The following is a 14,925-nucleotide window of genomic DNA, read 5'->3' on the forward strand; positions in this document are numbered from 1 at the left end:
CCACCGGATCCATCCGGTGGGGCGCCGCCGTACGTGCTGTTCTGCGAGGTGTCAGTGCTCGGCGCCGGCTTCCGTGCCGTCCGCTGCGCCGTCCTCGGCGCCGTCCTGGGACGACGGCTCCGCCTCCTCACCCTCGCCGCCGTGCCCGGCCGCCGGGGCGCTCGGGCTGGCCGCGGGGGCCGACGGGGAGGCCGGGGGCTGTGGGATGGCCGAGGGGCCGTACTCCGTGAAGTAGCTGGTGGCCGGCACGACGAAGGCGTCGATGCTGACGTCGCCCGTCTCGCTGAAGCGGAAGACGACCTTCTGCGGCTCGCCGTCCTGGCCCGCTTCGCGGCCGTTCTCGATGACGGCGGACGCGTTGCCCTTGCCGCCGAGGAGCACGGAGCCGCCTGCCGGCACGGTGAGCGCACCGCTGCCCTTGGCCGGGGTCAGCTTCACGGTCAGTTTGGTGCCGGGCAGCGTGATGGACTCGAGGGTCTGCTCCTTGGTGCCGTTGTTGAACACCGTCCCCGAGACGACCGCCGGACCCTCTGCCTTGGTGTCGGGCTGGGTGATGACCGTTGCGTTCTGGATCTTGATGTCGCCGACCGAGGTGGCGGCGTTGTCCGGCTTGATCTCCAGCGTCTGGGCGTCATTGCCCGCGCCGCAGGCGGTGAGCGAGGCGACCGAGATCATCAGGGCGGCAGCGGCGATGGCGCCGCGCCGAAGGCTGCGGGCGCCCCCGGGCGACTTGTGGGGGAGGCTCACGGCGGCGGCAACTCCTTGGACGTACGGACAGGCTGAAGGTCTTGCAGGTCTTACGGGGCTGACGAGTGCTGCTGGGTCGTACAGCGGGCTTAGGTTACCGACCCGCGGTCGGCGTCCCGCACCCGACCCGCCCCTGATGCGATCACGCTCCGGTCAGTGCCTCCTCGCGCCGCCCCTCGGCGCTTCCCCGTTTCCGCCTCTCCGTGCTCGCACTCCGCCACCCTCTGTGCCTACCCGGCCCACCTTCTGTGCTTCCCGGACCGGGCTCCGTACGAGCCCTGCGCCTGATCGCCCGCGCCCGTTGTCAGTTCCGCCGACTGATTTGGTCCGCTGTTCACATTAGGCCGGTGATCGGGCCGGTGATCGGGGTGTTGATCAATTCCGCAGGCCATCACACATTCCGCACGGAAAACCGTCGACGGTACCCCCGGATGGCTCTTGGTGATCAATTCGGATTCCTTCCCGACATCCATCCGCTCGGGTGACCGATCCTCGAACGGAGTAGGGGAAGCGGGTCGCCGCGAACCGGGCAAATCGGGATGTTTACCCGCTCTTCCGGGGGTTGTGGTGTGCGTAACGTGCACGTTTCTGCGTGCCCATGCAGCCGCTCCCACCTGCGAATACCCCGTTCCGGAAGGCGTCCGCAGCACGTCCGGGTTGCTGTTGTCAAGCCCCGAGATATGCCCTGACCTGCGAAAACGCCATTCAGAAGAAGCCGTTCTCGTGTTACTCTGGATAGCCACGGAAGGGGTACCTGTCACATGACGTTCAAGGTTGGCGACACCGTGGTCTATCCCCATCACGGGGCCGCGCTGATCGAGGCCATCGAAACTCGCCAGATCAAAGGCGTGGACAAGACCTACTTGGTGCTCAAGGTCGCCCAGGGCGACCTGACGGTTCGTGTGCCGGCGGACAATGCGGATCTCGTAGGTGTGCGCGACGTGGTCGGGCAAGACGGGCTTGACCGGGTCTTCGACGTACTGCGTGCACCATACGCGGAGGAGCCCACGAACTGGTCCCGTCGCTACAAGGCAAATCTTGAGAAGCTCGCTTCCGGCGATGTCATCAAGGTCGCCGAAGTGGTGCGCGACCTGTGGCGCCGCGAGCGCGAGCGCGGACTTTCCGCAGGTGAGAAGCGCATGCTCGCCAAGGCCCGCCAGATCCTGGTGAGCGAGCTGGCCCTCGCGGAGAACACCAACGAGGACAAGGCCGAGGCTCTGCTCGACGAGGTCCTCGCGTCCTGACGCCAGCACCGCCCCAGGCGGTGTCGGCGCCGTTCCGCGCCACCCACCCGTTCACGGTGCAGACGCAGACGGACCAGAATCAATGCCGCGGTGCCCGCTGACCAACTGCTGAGTTGTGTCGCCGGGCACTGCGGCATGTTCGTACGATCGAACCTCGAAGCGCGTATGTACCCGCGCTCGTCTCGCCGTACCCGACGTGTCCTACCCCTGACCCCTGATACCGATACCCGACTTCCCCCGTCCCGTCCCGACCTCGCGGCCTCATGGCATCCGGCGAACTCACGGCGCCCAGCGCGACTCGCCCGACCAAACGTCACGGAAGGTTCAGGTCAAGGCGTCGTGCCCGGCGCTCCCCCCGAACCGGAGACTTCAGCCCGGGGGTACCTCCCAGGCCATACCCACTCCAGCCGAGGACACAAACCTGACCGAGGCCATCCAAGCCCTGGTCATGTCAATTCGGAGGGTGCCGGGGGAGTCTCGGGAGTTTCGGGGGAGTCCACGACCACCGGAGTGGAACCGATGTCAGACCACACGCGCACCGGCCGCACCGCCGCGGTGATCCCCGCGGCAGGCCGGGGCGTTCGGCTCGGCCCGGGCGCGCCCAAAGCGCTCCGCACGATCAGCGGCACCCCCATGCTGATCCACGCCGTAAGGGCCATGGCAGCCGCCAGAGCCGTCTCGCTCGTCGTCGTGGTCGCCCCGCCGGACGGCGCCCCCGACGTCAAGCACCTGCTCGACGCGCACGCGCTCCCCGAGCGGACCGACTATCTGGTGGTGCCGGGCGGTGAAACCCGCCAGGAGTCCGTACGCCGCGGCCTGGACGCCCTGCCCGAAACGGTCACCACGGTCCTGGTCCACGACGCCGCCCGTCCGCTGGTCCCCGTCGACACCGTGGACGCGGTGATCGAGGCCGTACGGGACGGGGCCCCGGCAGTCGTCCCCGCGCTGCCGGTCGCCGACACCGTCAAGCAGGTCGAGCCGCGCGCCAAGGGCGAGCCCGAGCCGGTCGTCGCCACCCCCGAGCGTGCCCTGCTGCGTGCCGTGCAGACCCCGCAGGGGTTCGACCGTGACACGCTCCTGCGCGCCCACGAGGCCTTCGCCGCCGTGAGCGGCGACGGTGCCACGGACGACGCCGGGATGGTGGAGCGGCTCGGCGCGCCGGTCGTGGTCGTGCCCGGCCACGAGGAGGCGTTCAAGGTGACCCGCCCGCTGGACCTCGTGCTCGCCGAGGCCGTACTCGCCCGCAGGAGGGCCAACGATGGCTTCTGACACCTCTGCCCCCGCCGTGCCGGCCATGCCGCTGATCGGCATCGGCACCGACGTCCACGCCTTCGAGGCAGGCCGGGAGCTGTGGTGCGCCGGCCTGCTGTGGCCCGGCGAGGACGGCCTCGCCGGGCACTCCGACGGCGATGTCGCGGCCCACGCCGCCTGCGACGCCCTGTTCTCCGCCGCGGGCGTCGGCGACCTCGGCGCCCACTTCGGCACCGGACGTCCCGAGTGGTCCGGGGCCTCGGGAGTCGCCCTGCTCGCCGAGGCCGCCCGGATCGTGCGTGCCGAGGGCTTCGAGATCGGCAATATCGCGGTCCAGGTCATCGGGGTACGGCCGAAGATCGGCAAGCGCCGCGACGAGGCCCAGCAGGCGCTGGGCGCGGCGGCCGGTGCGCCGGTCTCCGTCTCCGGCACCACCACCGACGGTCTCGGGCTGACCGGCAGGGCCGAAGGGCTGGCAGCGATCGCCACGGCGCTGGTCTTCCGCGCGTCCTGACGTGGTGCGGGCGTGTGTGTGGGGTAGACGCGGAGGTGACGTTTCACCACTCCTGTGATCGCCGCGGTCCCCGAGATCTCGGCGATCCGTGTGATCACTGTTGATCCGCGTGGTCTTCGTTGATCCCCGTGTCACCGAGTTCCGGAAGGAAAACAGCACCGTGACCGCCTCGCTCAGCGACAAGCTCAAGGAACTGCTCGACAGCCCCCAGTTCGTGAACATCGCCACGATCCAGCCCGACGGCAGCCCACAGGTCTCTCCCGTCTGGGTGAAGCGGGACGGGGACGACATCCTGATCTCGACGACCGTCGGCCGCCGCAAGGAGAAGAACCTCCGGCGAGACCCGCGGGCCACCGTGGTCGTGCAGCCGTTCGACGCGCCGTACACGTACGCCGAGATCCGTGGCACCGCCACCCTCACCACCGAGGGGGGCCAGGAGCTGATCGACGAGCTGTCCCTGAAGTACACCGGCAAGCCGTACGCCGAGTTCAACCCGGCGTCCGGCCAGGACGCCCCCCGCGTGGTCGTCCGGATCACCCCGCGCAAGGTCGTCGGCGCGCTCGCCTGAGCCGGCGGTCACGGCGGCTCCCCGTGGTCCGCGAGCTCCGCGCGCTCTGCGTCGTCACAATCCGCCCCGCGTCCCGGAAACGGGCGCGGGGCACTGCCCGGGGCCCACTACTCTTGAGTGGTGACTATTCGGCTGTACGACACCAGCGCCCGGCAGATCCGTGACTTCGTCCCGCTCACGCCGGGTTGTGTCTCGATCTACCTGTGTGGCGCGACCGTGCAGTCCGCCCCGCACATCGGGCACATCCGGTCAGGACTCAACTTCGACATCATGCGCCGCTGGTTCGCGTACCGCGGCTACGACGTCACGTTCATCAGGAACGTGACGGACATCGACGACAAGATCATCACCAAGGCCGGCGAGCAGAACCGCCCGTGGTGGAGCATCGGCTACGAGAACGAGCGTGCCTTCAACGCGGGCTACGACGCACTCGGCTGCCTGCCCGTCACGTACGAGCCCCGCGCCACCGGTCATGTCCCGGAGATGATCGAGATGATGCGCGGCCTCATCGAGCGCGGCCACGCCTACGCCGCCGAGGGCAACGTCTACTTCGACGTGCGCTCCTACCCGGGCTACCTGGAGCTGTCCAACCAGGACCTCGACGACCTGCGCCAGCCCTCCGGCGAGGGCGAGACCGGCAAGCGCGACCCGCGTGACTTCGCGCTCTGGAAGGCCACCAAGCCCGGCGAGCCGTCCTGGGAGACCCCCTGGGGCCGGGGGCGTCCCGGCTGGCACCTGGAGTGCTCGGCCATGGCGCACAAGTACCTGGGTACCGCCTTCGACATCCACGGCGGCGGCATCGACCTGATCTTCCCGCACCACGAGAACGAGATCGCCCAGGCGAAGGCCTTCGGCGACGACTTCGCCTCCTACTGGGTGCACAACGGCTGGGTGACGCTGGCCGGCGAGAAGATGTCGAAGTCCCTCGGCAATTCGGTGCTCGTCTCCGAAATGGTCACCAAGTGGCGCCCCATCGTGCTGCGCTACTACCTGGGCACCCCGCACTACCGCTCGATGATCGAGTACAGCGAGGAGGCCCTGCGCGAGGCCGAGTCCGCGTTCGCCCGCATCGAGGGCTTCATCCAGCGGGTCACCGAGAAGGCGGGCAAGGCCATCGCCCCCGCGGCCGAGGTGCCCCCGGCCTTCGCGGAGGCCATGGACGACGACCTCGGGGTGCCGCAGGCCCTCGCGATCGTCCACACCGCGGTGCGCCAGGGCAACTCGGCACTGGCCGCCGACGACAAGGAGTCCGCGATCGAGCGGCTCTCCGAGGTACGGGCCATGCTCGGGGTCCTGGGACTCGACCCGCTCGACCCGCGCTGGGCGGGCGAGACCGACCGCGGCGACGATCTGCACGGCGTCGTCGACTCGCTCGTGAGCCTGGTGCTCCAGCAGCGCGAGGCGGCCAGGTCCCGCAAGGACTGGGGCACGGCGGACGCGATCCGGGACCAGCTCAACCAGTCCGGCCTCGTGATCGAGGACGGCCCCGACGGCCCGCGCTGGACGCTCGGACCGCGCTGACCAGCGACAGTGTGCCGCCCGGGGCTCTGGGCGGCACACTTTGTTACGTGCGCGGCGTACACGTGCACGCGTAGACCGACTTCGTAAGCGAAGTAAGCGACGTAAACGAAGTAAACAGACGAACGAACTTAAAGATCCAGGGAACAGGTAGTCATGGCCGGGAACAGCCAGCGCAGGAACCGTCGCACGTCCAACAAGAAGGGCGCGACGGTCGGCAGCGGTGGCAATCGGCGCCGCGGCCTCGAGGGCAAGGGCCCCACGCCGCCCGCCTCCGCGCGCAAGGGCCATGCGAAGAACCGGATCGCCAACGCCAAGGCCAAGCAGGCCCAGCGCCGCCCCGTCGCCCGCCGCGGCGGCAAGGGCTCGTCCGAGATGGTCGTCGGCCGCAACCCCGTTTTCGAGGCACTGCGCGACGGTGTGCCGGCGACGATGCTGTACGTCCAGCAGTTCATCGACAACGACGAGCGGGTGCGCGAGGCGCTGCAGCTCGCCGGCCAGCGCGGCAACATCCACCTGATGGAGGCCCCGCGCGCCGAGCTGGACCGGATGACGGGCGGGCTCAACCACCAGGGCCTCGTGCTCCAGGTCCCGCCGTACGAGTACGCACACCCCGAGGACCTCGCCGCAGCCGCCTTCGACGACGGCGAGGAGCCGCTGATCGTGGCACTCGACGGCGTCACCGACCCCCGCAACCTCGGCGCGGTCGTCCGCTCCGTCGCGGCGTTCGGCGGCCATGGCGTGGTCGTACCGGAGCGCCGGGCGGCCGGTATGACGGCCGGAGCCTGGAAGACCTCGGCCGGCACGGCGGCCCGCACCCCGGTGGCCCGCGCCACCAATCTGACCCGGGCCCTGGAGGCGTACCAGAAGGCCGGAATCACGGTGGTCGGCCTCGCGGCGGACGGCGACGTCGAGCTCGGCGAGCTCCCGGCGCTGGGCGGCCCGGTCGTCATCGTCGTCGGCAGTGAGGGCAAGGGCCTGTCCCGCCTCGTCGGGGAGACCTGCGACTTCCGGGTGCGCATCCCGATGCCGGGCGGCGCGGAGTCGCTGAACGCGGGTGTCGCGGCGGGTGTCGTGCTGTACGAGGCGTCGCGCCGCAGGAGCTGAGCAGGGCGGGGGCTGGAATCAGTCCTGGTCAGGCGATCTTGACGGGCCTCGGACATTTCGAGGCCGTCAAGGCAGTGTCCTATCGACAAGTCACTCGGTTAGATGAGTGTGGACACCAGAACGCCCCGGCCCGGGTTCGACGAGACGCCCTTGAGCATGGTCAAGGTGAACTGCGATCCCGCGCAGGTCATCGTGAACCACGCCAGCTTCCGGGTGAAGCTCGGCCAGAGCCAGACCGTGCGCGGCGCGCGCGGCATGGCGGACACTGCCAGGATCCCCGTGGTCGGTGGCACGCGCGCGGGGGCGCGCCGTCGTACGCCCGTTGTGTGGAGCGGGAGATCCGCGCCGGGCGACCCGGGGGCGACCGGCCTGCTGCAGGCCGTGCGCAACTCCGGCTCCGCGTACACGGACCCGCACGCGGGCGCGCACGCCGGTGACGCGTACGGCAGTGGCCCCTTTGCCGGCGGCGCGTACGACGACGGGACGACCGGATTCCGCGGCACGGACTACGACCGGCCCGACCTCGGCTCGGGCGATCCGGCCATCACCGGTGCCACACAGGTGCTTCCCCGTGTCGGGCTCGCCTCCCGCCGTGGCGCGGCCGATGACACCCGGCCCTCGCCGGTGATGGGCGGCGGGGGCCCGCTGCTGCCGCACATGCGGCGCGCAGCCGACGCCTACGACGCGTACGAGCCCTACGGCCAGGAGGCCGAGGAAGAGCCCGACTTCACCTATGTGATTCCTGAGCGGGAGCAGGCCGCCGACTCCGCCGTCCGGCACGCCTACTACCCAGGGCGCCGGATGAACCTCGGCGTCGTGCTGCTTCCTCTCCGGGTGTTCCTCGGCTTCATCTCGATCTACGCGGGCATGGGCAAGCTCTGCGACCCCGTCTACTTCGACGGCGGCGAGCGCGGCTCCATGGTCAAGTGGCTGCACTCGCTGGACCCCTGGGCGATCGCCGGGCCACTGCGCGACTTCGCGCTCTCACACCCGGTCGGCGCCGGGCTCACCGTGGCGTTCCTGCAGGTCGTCGTGGGCGTGCTCACCGTCCTCGGACTCTGGCAGCGGATCGCCGCCGTCGTCGGCGCCCTGCTCTCCGCCGCGCTGATCATGACGGTGAGCTGGCGCACCGCCCCGGTCTACGACGCACCGGACATCATGACCCTCGCCGCCTGGTCGCCGCTTATCATCGCGGGCGCCCCCGTCTACTCCGTCGACGGCCGCCTCGCCGGCGAAGCCTGGCGGACCCTGGGTCCGCGCTCCGAGCTGGGGGACCTCCGCCGCCGGGTGCTGCGCCGTGGTGGGATGCTCGCCGCCGTCGTGGTCGGGCTGACCCTGCTGGTCGGCTCGATGCTGGGCGGGGCCGTGCGCTCGTCGGAGCTCGTGACGGTGCCGGGTCCGAACGTGGACCCCACCAACCACCTGCCCGGCTCCCCGCTGCCCGAGGAGTCGGGCGAGCGCAACCCCTCCCAGGAGGCCAAGCGGCGTCCCGAACCCACCAAGAGCCAGTCCAGCAGCCCCGCCGCCGAGCGGACCGAGCCGTCCGATGCCGCCTCCGAGTCCGAGAGCACCGGGCAGGCGGGTACCCCCAGCGAATCGCAGGGCGCGGGCAACGAGTGGCAGCCGCCCTCCCAGTCGCGGCCGGCGGACCCCCCGTCCGACAGCTCCCGCCCCTCGACGAGCGGCGGCGGCTCGGCCTCCGGTGGTGGCTCGGCCTCCGGTGGCGGCGGGACCGGCGACGGCGGCTCCCGCAGCGGTGGGACCGGCAACGGCGGAGGCGGCAGCAGCGGGGGCAACAGCAACCCGATCGGCGGCCTCCTGGGCTGACCCCCTACGCGCAGAGCCCCGGCCACCCTGCGGTGGTCGGGGCTCTACGCTTACGTGGGAAGGGACGCCTCAGGAACCGTGTCCCGCCAGCTCCTTGGCCGCCTCCGTCAGGTCCTTCGCGGTGTCGATAGCCCGCCAGTACGCCCCTTGCGGCAGCGGGAACCCGGCCAGCGCACGTTCCCGTGCCAGCCGTGGGAACGTCGTACGCTCATGGTCGCCCCGGTCGGGCAGCAGGCCGGTGAAATCCGCGGAGAACACGTACACGCCCGCGTTGATCAGATACGGGGACGGCGGCGACTCGATGAAGTCGAGTACGTGCCCGAACTCGTCGGTCTCCACGGCCCCCCACGGAATGCGGGGACGGGCGAGGGCGAGCGTCGCGGTAGCGTCCCGCTCGGCGTGGAAGGCGGCCATCTCGCGCAGCGAGAAGCGCGTCCAGATGTCGCCGTTGGTGGCGTACCAGGGCTCGTCCGGGTGCGGGAGGCCCTTGGCGGCGTACTTGAGGCCGCCGCCCCGCCCCAGCGGCTCCTCCTCGACCACGGTGGTGACGCGCAGCGGTAGCACGGCGCTGTCGAGCCACTCCTGGAGCACCTCGGCGAGATGCCCGCAGGACACCACGACGTCGGTCACGCCCTCTTCGGCCAGCCAGGAAAGCTGATGGCCGATGATCGGAATCCCGGTCCCGGGAATCTCGACCATCGGTTTGGGGCGGTCGTCGGTGTAGGGGCGCAGTCGCGAGCCCTGGCCGCCCGCCAGGACCACGGCCTGCGTCGGATACACATGCATACGGGCACGATATGCGGTGCCACGTGGATCACTTCGACGGGTCCCGGGTTAACGGGACCTCCGTGCGTGCGGCGGTCAGCTGCCCTGCGCCTGCTGCGAGACACCGGCGGCGAACGAGGTGTCGCAGACGGGCCGGGAGTACGACTGCGCCCGTGTCGGACCGTAGTGCTCCACCGCGGCGCGGCCGAGCTCCCGCGCGATCGTCATGCAGTGCTGCGCGAGGGACGGACGCTCCTCGACCTCGCGCTGGAGGTGGGTGAGCGCGGTGCCCGGGTCCTTCTCCTGGAGCTCGGCGAGCAGCTTGTCGCGCAGAACGTCCTGCGGCGCACGGGACTTGGCGGGGACCGATACATTCTGCGAGGACGCGGTGAGCATCTGCGACTCGGTGTGACGCCCGGCCCAGGGGACGCTGGTGACCGCGAGAGTTCCGGAGAGCACCAGGACGACGGGCAGGACGAGGGCGAGAGAACGGCCGATACGGCGGGGTGTGGTGGTCACGCAGGCGAGCGTAGCGGCCAGTAGTGATTTGGCGACATTTGGTCACCCTCCCGGGTGATCGTTCGAGTGCATATTTCGAATCGGGTGTTGACGCGGCGGGGCGAACTGTCCGATCTGCCGGGGTATTTACGGGCACACGAGAAACGGCCCCTCCTCGCCGAAGCGAGGAAGGGCCGCCCACACAACTCCCCGGAGGGGATGCTCAGTCGCTGAGGCGCTCGCCCGTCGACGTCGAGAAGACATGCGTCTCGCCCGGCTGCGGCACGACATGCAGCTCGGCGCCCTTGGCCGGCACGTTCCGCCCGCTCACCCGGACCACCAGGTCCTTCAGCTCGCCGTCGACCTCGGCGCTTCCGTACACGTAGCCGTCCGCACCGAGCTCCTCGACCACGTTGACCGTCATCGCCAGACCGGCAGGCGCGTCCGCCGCGCTCTTCGACAGCGCCTGCGCGGCGGCGGCACCGTTCAGCTCGACCACATCGAAGTGCTCCGGCCGCACACCGACCGTCACCGTGCGGTCGCCCCGGTCGGCGGCGGCGGCCAGTGCCTCACGGGAGACGGGCACCACGCTGTTGCCGAACCGCACACCGCCGTCGGTGATCGGCACCTCGACGAGATTCATCGCCGGAGAGCCGATGAACCCCGCGACGAAGAGGTTCGCCGGCCGGTCGTACATGTTCCGCGGGGTGTCGATCTGCTGGAGCAGTCCGTCCTTCAGCACCGCCACCCGGTCGCCCATCGTCATGGCCTCGACCTGGTCGTGGGTCACGTACACCGTGGTGATCCCGAGCCGGCGCTGAAGCGAGGCGATCTGCGTACGGGTCGACACCCGCAGCTTCGCGTCCAGGTTCGACAGCGGCTCGTCCATCAGGAACACCTGCGGCTCCCGCACGATGGCCCGCCCCATCGCCACCCGCTGCCGCTGACCACCGGACAGCGCCTTGGGCTTGCGGTCCAGGTACTCGGTCAGGTCGAGGATCTTCGCCGCCTCCTCGACCTTCTGCCGAATGGTGTCCTTGTCCACCCCGGCGATCTTCAGCGCAAAGCCCATGTTCGCGGCCACGGTCATATGCGGATAGAGCGCGTAGTTCTGGAACACCATGGCGATGTCCCGGTCCTTCGGCGGGAGGTGGGTGACATCGCGGTCGCCGATGCGGATGGATCCGCCGTCCACGTCCTCCAGGCCCGCGAGCATCCGCAGGGAGGTGGACTTGCCGCAGCCCGACGGGCCGACCAGGACGAGGAACTCCCCGTCCGCGATCTCGATCTCGAGCCCGTCGACGGCGGGCTTGGTGGAGCCCGGATAGATCCGGGATGCCTTGTCAAAGGTGACAGTGGCCATGCTGATGTGTCCCTTCACCGGCAGGAACGTGCCGGACGATCCGAGTAAAGGAAGGATGGGTCCAGTCCACCAGGGTGAACGTCCAGGTGACGGTACCTGGCGAAGTCCGTTTTGTCAGCGGCCTCCGGGCAGCGGAATTCTCGAACGGGCCCGCTCGAGTCCGGTTACACTCATCCGCAGCGCCTCCTTAGCTCAGCTGGCCAGAGCACCGCTCTTGTAAAGCGGGGGTCGTCGGTTCGAACCCGACAGGGGGCTCCAGCGAAAAGACCCCCAGCCGATCATGGCTGGGGGTCTTTGACATCCACGGCTGACATCAACGGCAGCGGTCACTCACGGCCGGGCCGCCTCTTGAGCAGCCGGTCCATGTGACTGATCGCCTCCCTCTGTGTGTCCTGCACGACGTGTGTGTAGACGTCCATGGTCAGGCTGATCTGGCTGTGGCCGAGGATCTCCATCACGACCCGGGGCGCGACCCCGGCGGCGGTGAGCAGGGTGGCGCAGCCGTGCCGGGCGTCGTGCAGCCGGACGAGTCGGAGACCGGCCGCTTCGCTGACGCGGACGAAGGACCGGTGCACGTTCCGCGGCTCGATCGGTCGACCGGTGCGGGTGGCGAAGACGTAGCCCGTGGTGGTCCAGTCGATCCCGGCCGCTGCGTACGCCGTCTTCTGCCGCATCCGGTGCCAGCGCAGGGGAGCGATGCACATGGCCGGCAAGGGCACGGCACGTGATCGGCGCCCCTTGGTCTCGTCGTTGTAGAGCACCCCGCGTCGGCGCTGCACCTGCTGGCGGACCAGGAGGACGCGGTTCTCCAGGTCGATGTCCTGCCAGCGCAGACCGACGATCTCGCCACGGCGCAGGCCCATGGCGATGGCCAGCACGAAGGCCGCGTACAGCGGGTCCCGGCGCGCCCTTGTGAGGAAGTCCAGGGTCTCGTCGAGTGACCATGGGCTCAGCTCGCGGGGGACGGGCCGCGGGGGCTCCATGAGCTTCGCCACGTTCCGGGTGATCAGCTCCTCGCGGCAGGCGGCGGAGAGCGCCGTACGCAGGACGCGATGCGATTCTTTGGCAGTCGCCGTAGTGGTGTTCTTCTCCAACTGGAGGAGGAAGCGGCGGACGTCCGGGGCGCTCAGGGACTCCAGCCGCTTCGTGCCGAGCCAGGCGAGGAGCCAGCCCGATGCGCAACCAGCTTACGAACCCCGGTCTCTCACCCCAAGGGCCAGACCTCAAACTCTCTCCACGCCACCCGTGCGGATCAGCTCGGGTGCAAGGATCACCAGGCCGACCGCTGGTCTCGACAATCGTTCGGGGTCTGCTCGGGCAACCATTCATAGCCTTGGTCCGTCCGCCACAGGCAACCGGGGCTCGGGGGGAAGTCTTCGTTGGGCGGGGCTGGCTGGTGAAACCGCTGAGTGCGCGGGAGGGACACTTCCACCAGCTTGCCGTCGTGGATCATCCATAGGCCGAAGCAGTCGTCCTCCTCGTCATGGATCAGCACCTGTACGCTCTCCGGCCGAGGCCAGGGCAGGGACTCCAGGCTTTTCAGGAGTCCAGATCGCGAGCGCATACTGTTGAACTCGATGAACCACGCATTGTCGATCCCCCACCTGCCTCCGACAGGCGAGAACGTGCCCCTCCAAGTGCGTTCCTCATCAAACCGGGTCAGCGGTTCCATGACGTGCTCCGCGTTCAACGCCAGCACGATGACCTCTGCAACTCTGCTCATGCCGCCATACCACCGCCCGTCAGTGCCCTGCAGCAATCAAGTTCTCCGCGCAGCACTCGTCAGGCTCGGGCCGTCCATCAGCAGAGGTGAGAGTCACACCAGGCCAGGGCGGTGCTCGCCCCCGAGTCGCTTCGGGACGAAGCGCTCGCTCCATTAGGGTGCGCTGCATGACCGACGCCCCGGCCTGTCCTGAGTGCAGCCAGCCGATGAAGTCCGGCGGCCTCATCCTCTCTCGGCGGGAGGACGATGGCCGGCGGACCTGCCGGACGCTATGGAGTTGTTCCGGTCGGCATGTCTGGTGGCGCTGGGCTGACCGGCCGGACGAGCCCTTGGAGGTCTGCCCGGTCCCGGACGTGTTGCGCTGACATCCACCGCTGACATCAACGACCCCAGACGCCGATAGCACTCGGCAGCCGGTCATGGCCCCGGTGCACGAGGCAGGCCCCGTCAAGGGTGGTGGGTGATCGAACTTGTAAAGCGGGGGTCGTCGGTTCGAACCCGACAGGGGGCTCCAGGCGAAGGGCCAGCTCAGGGGGGCATCCCCCGGCGCTGGCCCTTCCGCGTGATCACGGCCGTGGCCACCTGCGTGCCAGAAGGCGGGGGATTCCCGTCCTTCCCGGCCTGGCGGGTCATCTCTCCGGGCTTCCCCGCGATGTGCTGATCACGGTCGCTCGTCATGTGCTGGTAGATCAGCGCGGCCCGGTCGTGCTGTGACCCATCCCCGTCATGAGCTCGCGCGTGCCGGCCCCGGCGCTGGAGGCCAGGGTGTTCCCGGTGTGGCGCAGGTCGTGGAAGTGCACGTCCCCCGAGACGCTGGCCTTGGTACGGGCAGCGGCCCATTCGTCCCGGAAGTTGCTTCGTCGGAGGAGTCCGCCGCGGGGGCCCTTGAAGAGGCGACCGTCCTGTCCCACCCCGGCGAAGTGCTCCAGGTGGTGAGCGAGCTCGGGGACGAGCTCGGCCGGGAAGACGACCGGCCGGACACCGGCGGCGGACTTCGGTGCCTTGTCGGCCAGCCTGCCGGTCTGCAGCTCGGACTGGGCACGCGGACCAGGACCACGGACCGGGTCAGACCGAGGTCCCGACGGCGCAGCGACGACAGCTCACCGAACCGGAGCGTGGTGAAGGCGGCGAGGAGGACAGGCGAGGAGCCGGCCCGATTCGCTGCCCAGCGTTAGGGCCATGATCTTTGGCCCCATGGGTCGGCTCCGGTACGCCATCGAGGATGAGTCTCTTGGACGAGGCGAAGGGCTCACCGACGGGCCATCAGCATCCCTGATGGCCCGTCACAAAACTTGTAATTAGTGATCGTTGAGGAATTGGAAGTGGTAGGAGCCCGAGTTGTCCGAGGGCTCATGCGAGACTACGACGTCGAATTTGTGGTTTTCCGCGAGGTTGTACTTGCCGCCGTCCGAGGCGTCCCGGTAGCTGCACTTACCGTCGTTCTTCTCGTCGGTGAGGCTGTACAGGAGGTCGCCGCTGTCGTAATCGAAGACGTTCACCCACGCCTTCTTGCCGTCGGTCTTGGTGTCGCAGACCTTGAGGTAGTCGCCGCGCTCCTCGATGTAGGCCGCCGCGTGCTTACCCCTGTCGTACAGCGGTCCGTGGTCCCAGTTCACCGCCTGCGCCGAGCCCGGCGTCATGGCCACCGCGACAGCGCCCATGGCCAGTGCGGACATTCCGCCCTGAACTATTCGCTTGATGCGCAATTCAATCTCCCTAGCTTTATGGTGACGAGCCGTCAGAGTGATATGAGGCTAACAGTGGATGTTGGTCACCTCGCTCGCCAGGGTGGCTTCAAGT

General features: G+C 69.3%; 14 protein-coding genes, 2 tRNA genes and 1 pseudogene. 9 read left to right on the forward strand and 8 right to left on the reverse strand.

Features of this window, described 5'->3' with window-relative positions; genetic code table 11:
* Positions 1 to 51: 51 nt before the first annotated feature.
* Entirely contained in the window at positions 52 to 675 is a 624-nt protein-coding gene (locus ACFV6V_RS12940; protein WP_385563487.1) for a DUF461 domain-containing protein, read from the reverse strand.
* Positions 676 to 1,508: 833 nt separating this feature from the next.
* Between ACFV6V_RS12940 and ACFV6V_RS12945 the strand changes: the two genes are divergently transcribed.
* From ACFV6V_RS12945 to ACFV6V_RS12975, 7 genes are all read left to right on the forward strand, one after another.
* Entirely contained in the window at positions 1,509 to 1,991 is a 483-nt protein-coding gene (locus tag ACFV6V_RS12945; protein ID WP_017945956.1) for a CarD family transcriptional regulator, read from the forward strand.
* 519 nt (positions 1,992 to 2,510) lie between these two features.
* The gene (gene ispD, locus ACFV6V_RS12950) at positions 2,511 to 3,260 is read left to right on the forward strand and encodes a 2-C-methyl-D-erythritol 4-phosphate cytidylyltransferase (RefSeq protein WP_361283153.1); all 750 of its coding nucleotides are present in this window, start codon (positions 2,511 to 2,513) and stop codon (positions 3,258 to 3,260) included.
* The gene (ispF, locus tag ACFV6V_RS12955) at positions 3,250 to 3,756 is read left to right on the forward strand and encodes a 2-C-methyl-D-erythritol 2,4-cyclodiphosphate synthase (protein WP_385563249.1); all 507 of its coding nucleotides are present in this window, start codon (positions 3,250 to 3,252) and stop codon (positions 3,754 to 3,756) included. Before ispD ends, ispF begins: the two co-directional genes overlap by 11 nt.
* Positions 3,757 to 3,916: 160 nt before the next feature.
* Positions 3,917 to 4,324, forward strand: coding sequence for a PPOX class F420-dependent oxidoreductase (locus ACFV6V_RS12960; RefSeq protein ID WP_385563251.1), 408 nt, complete (start codon positions 3,917 to 3,919; stop codon positions 4,322 to 4,324).
* A 120-nt stretch (positions 4,325 to 4,444) separates the two neighbouring features.
* A complete protein-coding gene (gene cysS / locus ACFV6V_RS12965; protein WP_385563254.1) occupies positions 4,445 to 5,845 on the forward strand; it encodes a cysteine--tRNA ligase in 1,401 nt (466 codons plus the stop codon).
* 153 nt (positions 5,846 to 5,998) lie between these two features.
* Entirely contained in the window at positions 5,999 to 6,949 is a 951-nt protein-coding gene (rlmB, locus tag ACFV6V_RS12970) for a 23S rRNA (guanosine(2251)-2'-O)-methyltransferase RlmB (RefSeq protein WP_385563257.1), read from the forward strand.
* Positions 6,950 to 7,051: 102 nt separating this feature from the next.
* Positions 7,052 to 8,776, forward strand: a complete 1,725-nt coding sequence (locus ACFV6V_RS12975) for a DoxX family membrane protein (RefSeq protein ID WP_385563259.1) — start codon at positions 7,052 to 7,054, stop codon at positions 8,774 to 8,776.
* Positions 8,777 to 8,845: 69 nt separating this feature from the next.
* Here the strand turns inward: ACFV6V_RS12975 and ACFV6V_RS12980 are convergent, their stop codons facing one another.
* The 3 genes from ACFV6V_RS12980 to ACFV6V_RS12990 form a co-directional block, all read right to left on the reverse strand.
* Positions 8,846 to 9,562, reverse strand: a complete 717-nt coding sequence (locus tag ACFV6V_RS12980) for an NDP-sugar synthase (protein ID WP_385563262.1) — start codon at positions 9,560 to 9,562, stop codon at positions 8,846 to 8,848.
* Positions 9,563 to 9,637: 75 nt separating this feature from the next.
* Positions 9,638 to 10,060, reverse strand: a complete 423-nt coding sequence (locus ACFV6V_RS12985; RefSeq protein ID WP_385563265.1) for a hypothetical protein — start codon at positions 10,058 to 10,060, stop codon at positions 9,638 to 9,640.
* Positions 10,061 to 10,262: 202 nt separating this feature from the next.
* Positions 10,263 to 11,402 (reverse strand): ABC transporter ATP-binding protein, encoded by a 1,140-nt coding sequence (locus ACFV6V_RS12990; RefSeq protein ID WP_385563267.1) that lies wholly within the window; start codon positions 11,400 to 11,402, stop codon positions 10,263 to 10,265.
* A gap of 181 nt (positions 11,403 to 11,583) precedes the next feature.
* Between ACFV6V_RS12990 and ACFV6V_RS12995 the strand changes: the two genes are divergently transcribed.
* A tRNA-Thr gene (locus ACFV6V_RS12995) sits at positions 11,584 to 11,660 on the forward strand.
* A 68-nt stretch (positions 11,661 to 11,728) separates the two neighbouring features.
* Here ACFV6V_RS12995 and ACFV6V_RS13000 read toward each other — a convergent pair.
* A pseudogene (locus ACFV6V_RS13000) lies at positions 11,729 to 12,571 on the reverse strand (tyrosine-type recombinase/integrase); the annotation flags it as partial.
* A 101-nt stretch (positions 12,572 to 12,672) separates the two neighbouring features.
* A complete protein-coding gene (locus tag ACFV6V_RS13005; protein WP_385563269.1) occupies positions 12,673 to 13,125 on the reverse strand; it encodes a hypothetical protein in 453 nt (150 codons plus the stop codon).
* A gap of 441 nt (positions 13,126 to 13,566) precedes the next feature.
* On the opposite strand from ACFV6V_RS13005, the gene ACFV6V_RS13010 reads away from it, so the two are divergent.
* Positions 13,567 to 13,639: transfer RNA gene (locus tag ACFV6V_RS13010), tRNA-Tyr, on the forward strand.
* A gap of 175 nt (positions 13,640 to 13,814) precedes the next feature.
* On the opposite strand, the gene ACFV6V_RS13015 is transcribed toward ACFV6V_RS13010, so the two are convergent.
* Positions 13,815 to 14,036 (reverse strand): tyrosine-type recombinase/integrase, encoded by a 222-nt coding sequence (locus tag ACFV6V_RS13015; RefSeq protein ID WP_385563271.1) that lies wholly within the window; start codon positions 14,034 to 14,036, stop codon positions 13,815 to 13,817.
* A 387-nt stretch (positions 14,037 to 14,423) separates the two neighbouring features.
* Complete coding sequence (locus ACFV6V_RS13020) at positions 14,424 to 14,831, reverse strand: hypothetical protein (protein WP_385563274.1); 408 nt, start codon at positions 14,829 to 14,831, stop codon at positions 14,424 to 14,426.
* Positions 14,832 to 14,925: the final 94 nt, after the last annotated feature.

This window comes from Streptomyces sp. NPDC059828 (assembly GCF_042731955.1).
GTDB lineage: Bacteria > Actinomycetota > Actinomycetes > Streptomycetales > Streptomycetaceae > Streptomyces.

Coding starts and splice junctions, on each gene's coding strand:
- ACFV6V_RS12940 (WP_385563487.1), bottom strand. CDS start 675: ATGATCTCGGTCGCCTCGCTCACCGCCTGCGGCGCGGGCAATGACGCC.
- ACFV6V_RS12945 (WP_017945956.1), top strand. CDS start 1,509: ATGACGTTCAAGGTTGGCGACACCGTGGTCTATCCCCATCACGGGGCC.
- ispD (WP_361283153.1), top strand. CDS start 2,511: ATGTCAGACCACACGCGCACCGGCCGCACCGCCGCGGTGATCCCCGCG.
- ispF (WP_385563249.1), top strand. CDS start 3,250: ATGGCTTCTGACACCTCTGCCCCCGCCGTGCCGGCCATGCCGCTGATC.
- rlmB (WP_385563257.1), top strand. CDS start 5,999: ATGGCCGGGAACAGCCAGCGCAGGAACCGTCGCACGTCCAACAAGAAG.
- ACFV6V_RS12975 (WP_385563259.1), top strand. CDS start 7,052: ATGAGTGTGGACACCAGAACGCCCCGGCCCGGGTTCGACGAGACGCCC.
- ACFV6V_RS12980 (WP_385563262.1), bottom strand. CDS start 9,562: ATGCATGTGTATCCGACGCAGGCCGTGGTCCTGGCGGGCGGCCAGGGC.
- ACFV6V_RS12990 (WP_385563267.1), bottom strand. CDS start 11,402: ATGGCCACTGTCACCTTTGACAAGGCATCCCGGATCTATCCGGGCTCC.
- ACFV6V_RS13005 (WP_385563269.1), bottom strand. CDS start 13,125: ATGAGCAGAGTTGCAGAGGTCATCGTGCTGGCGTTGAACGCGGAGCAC.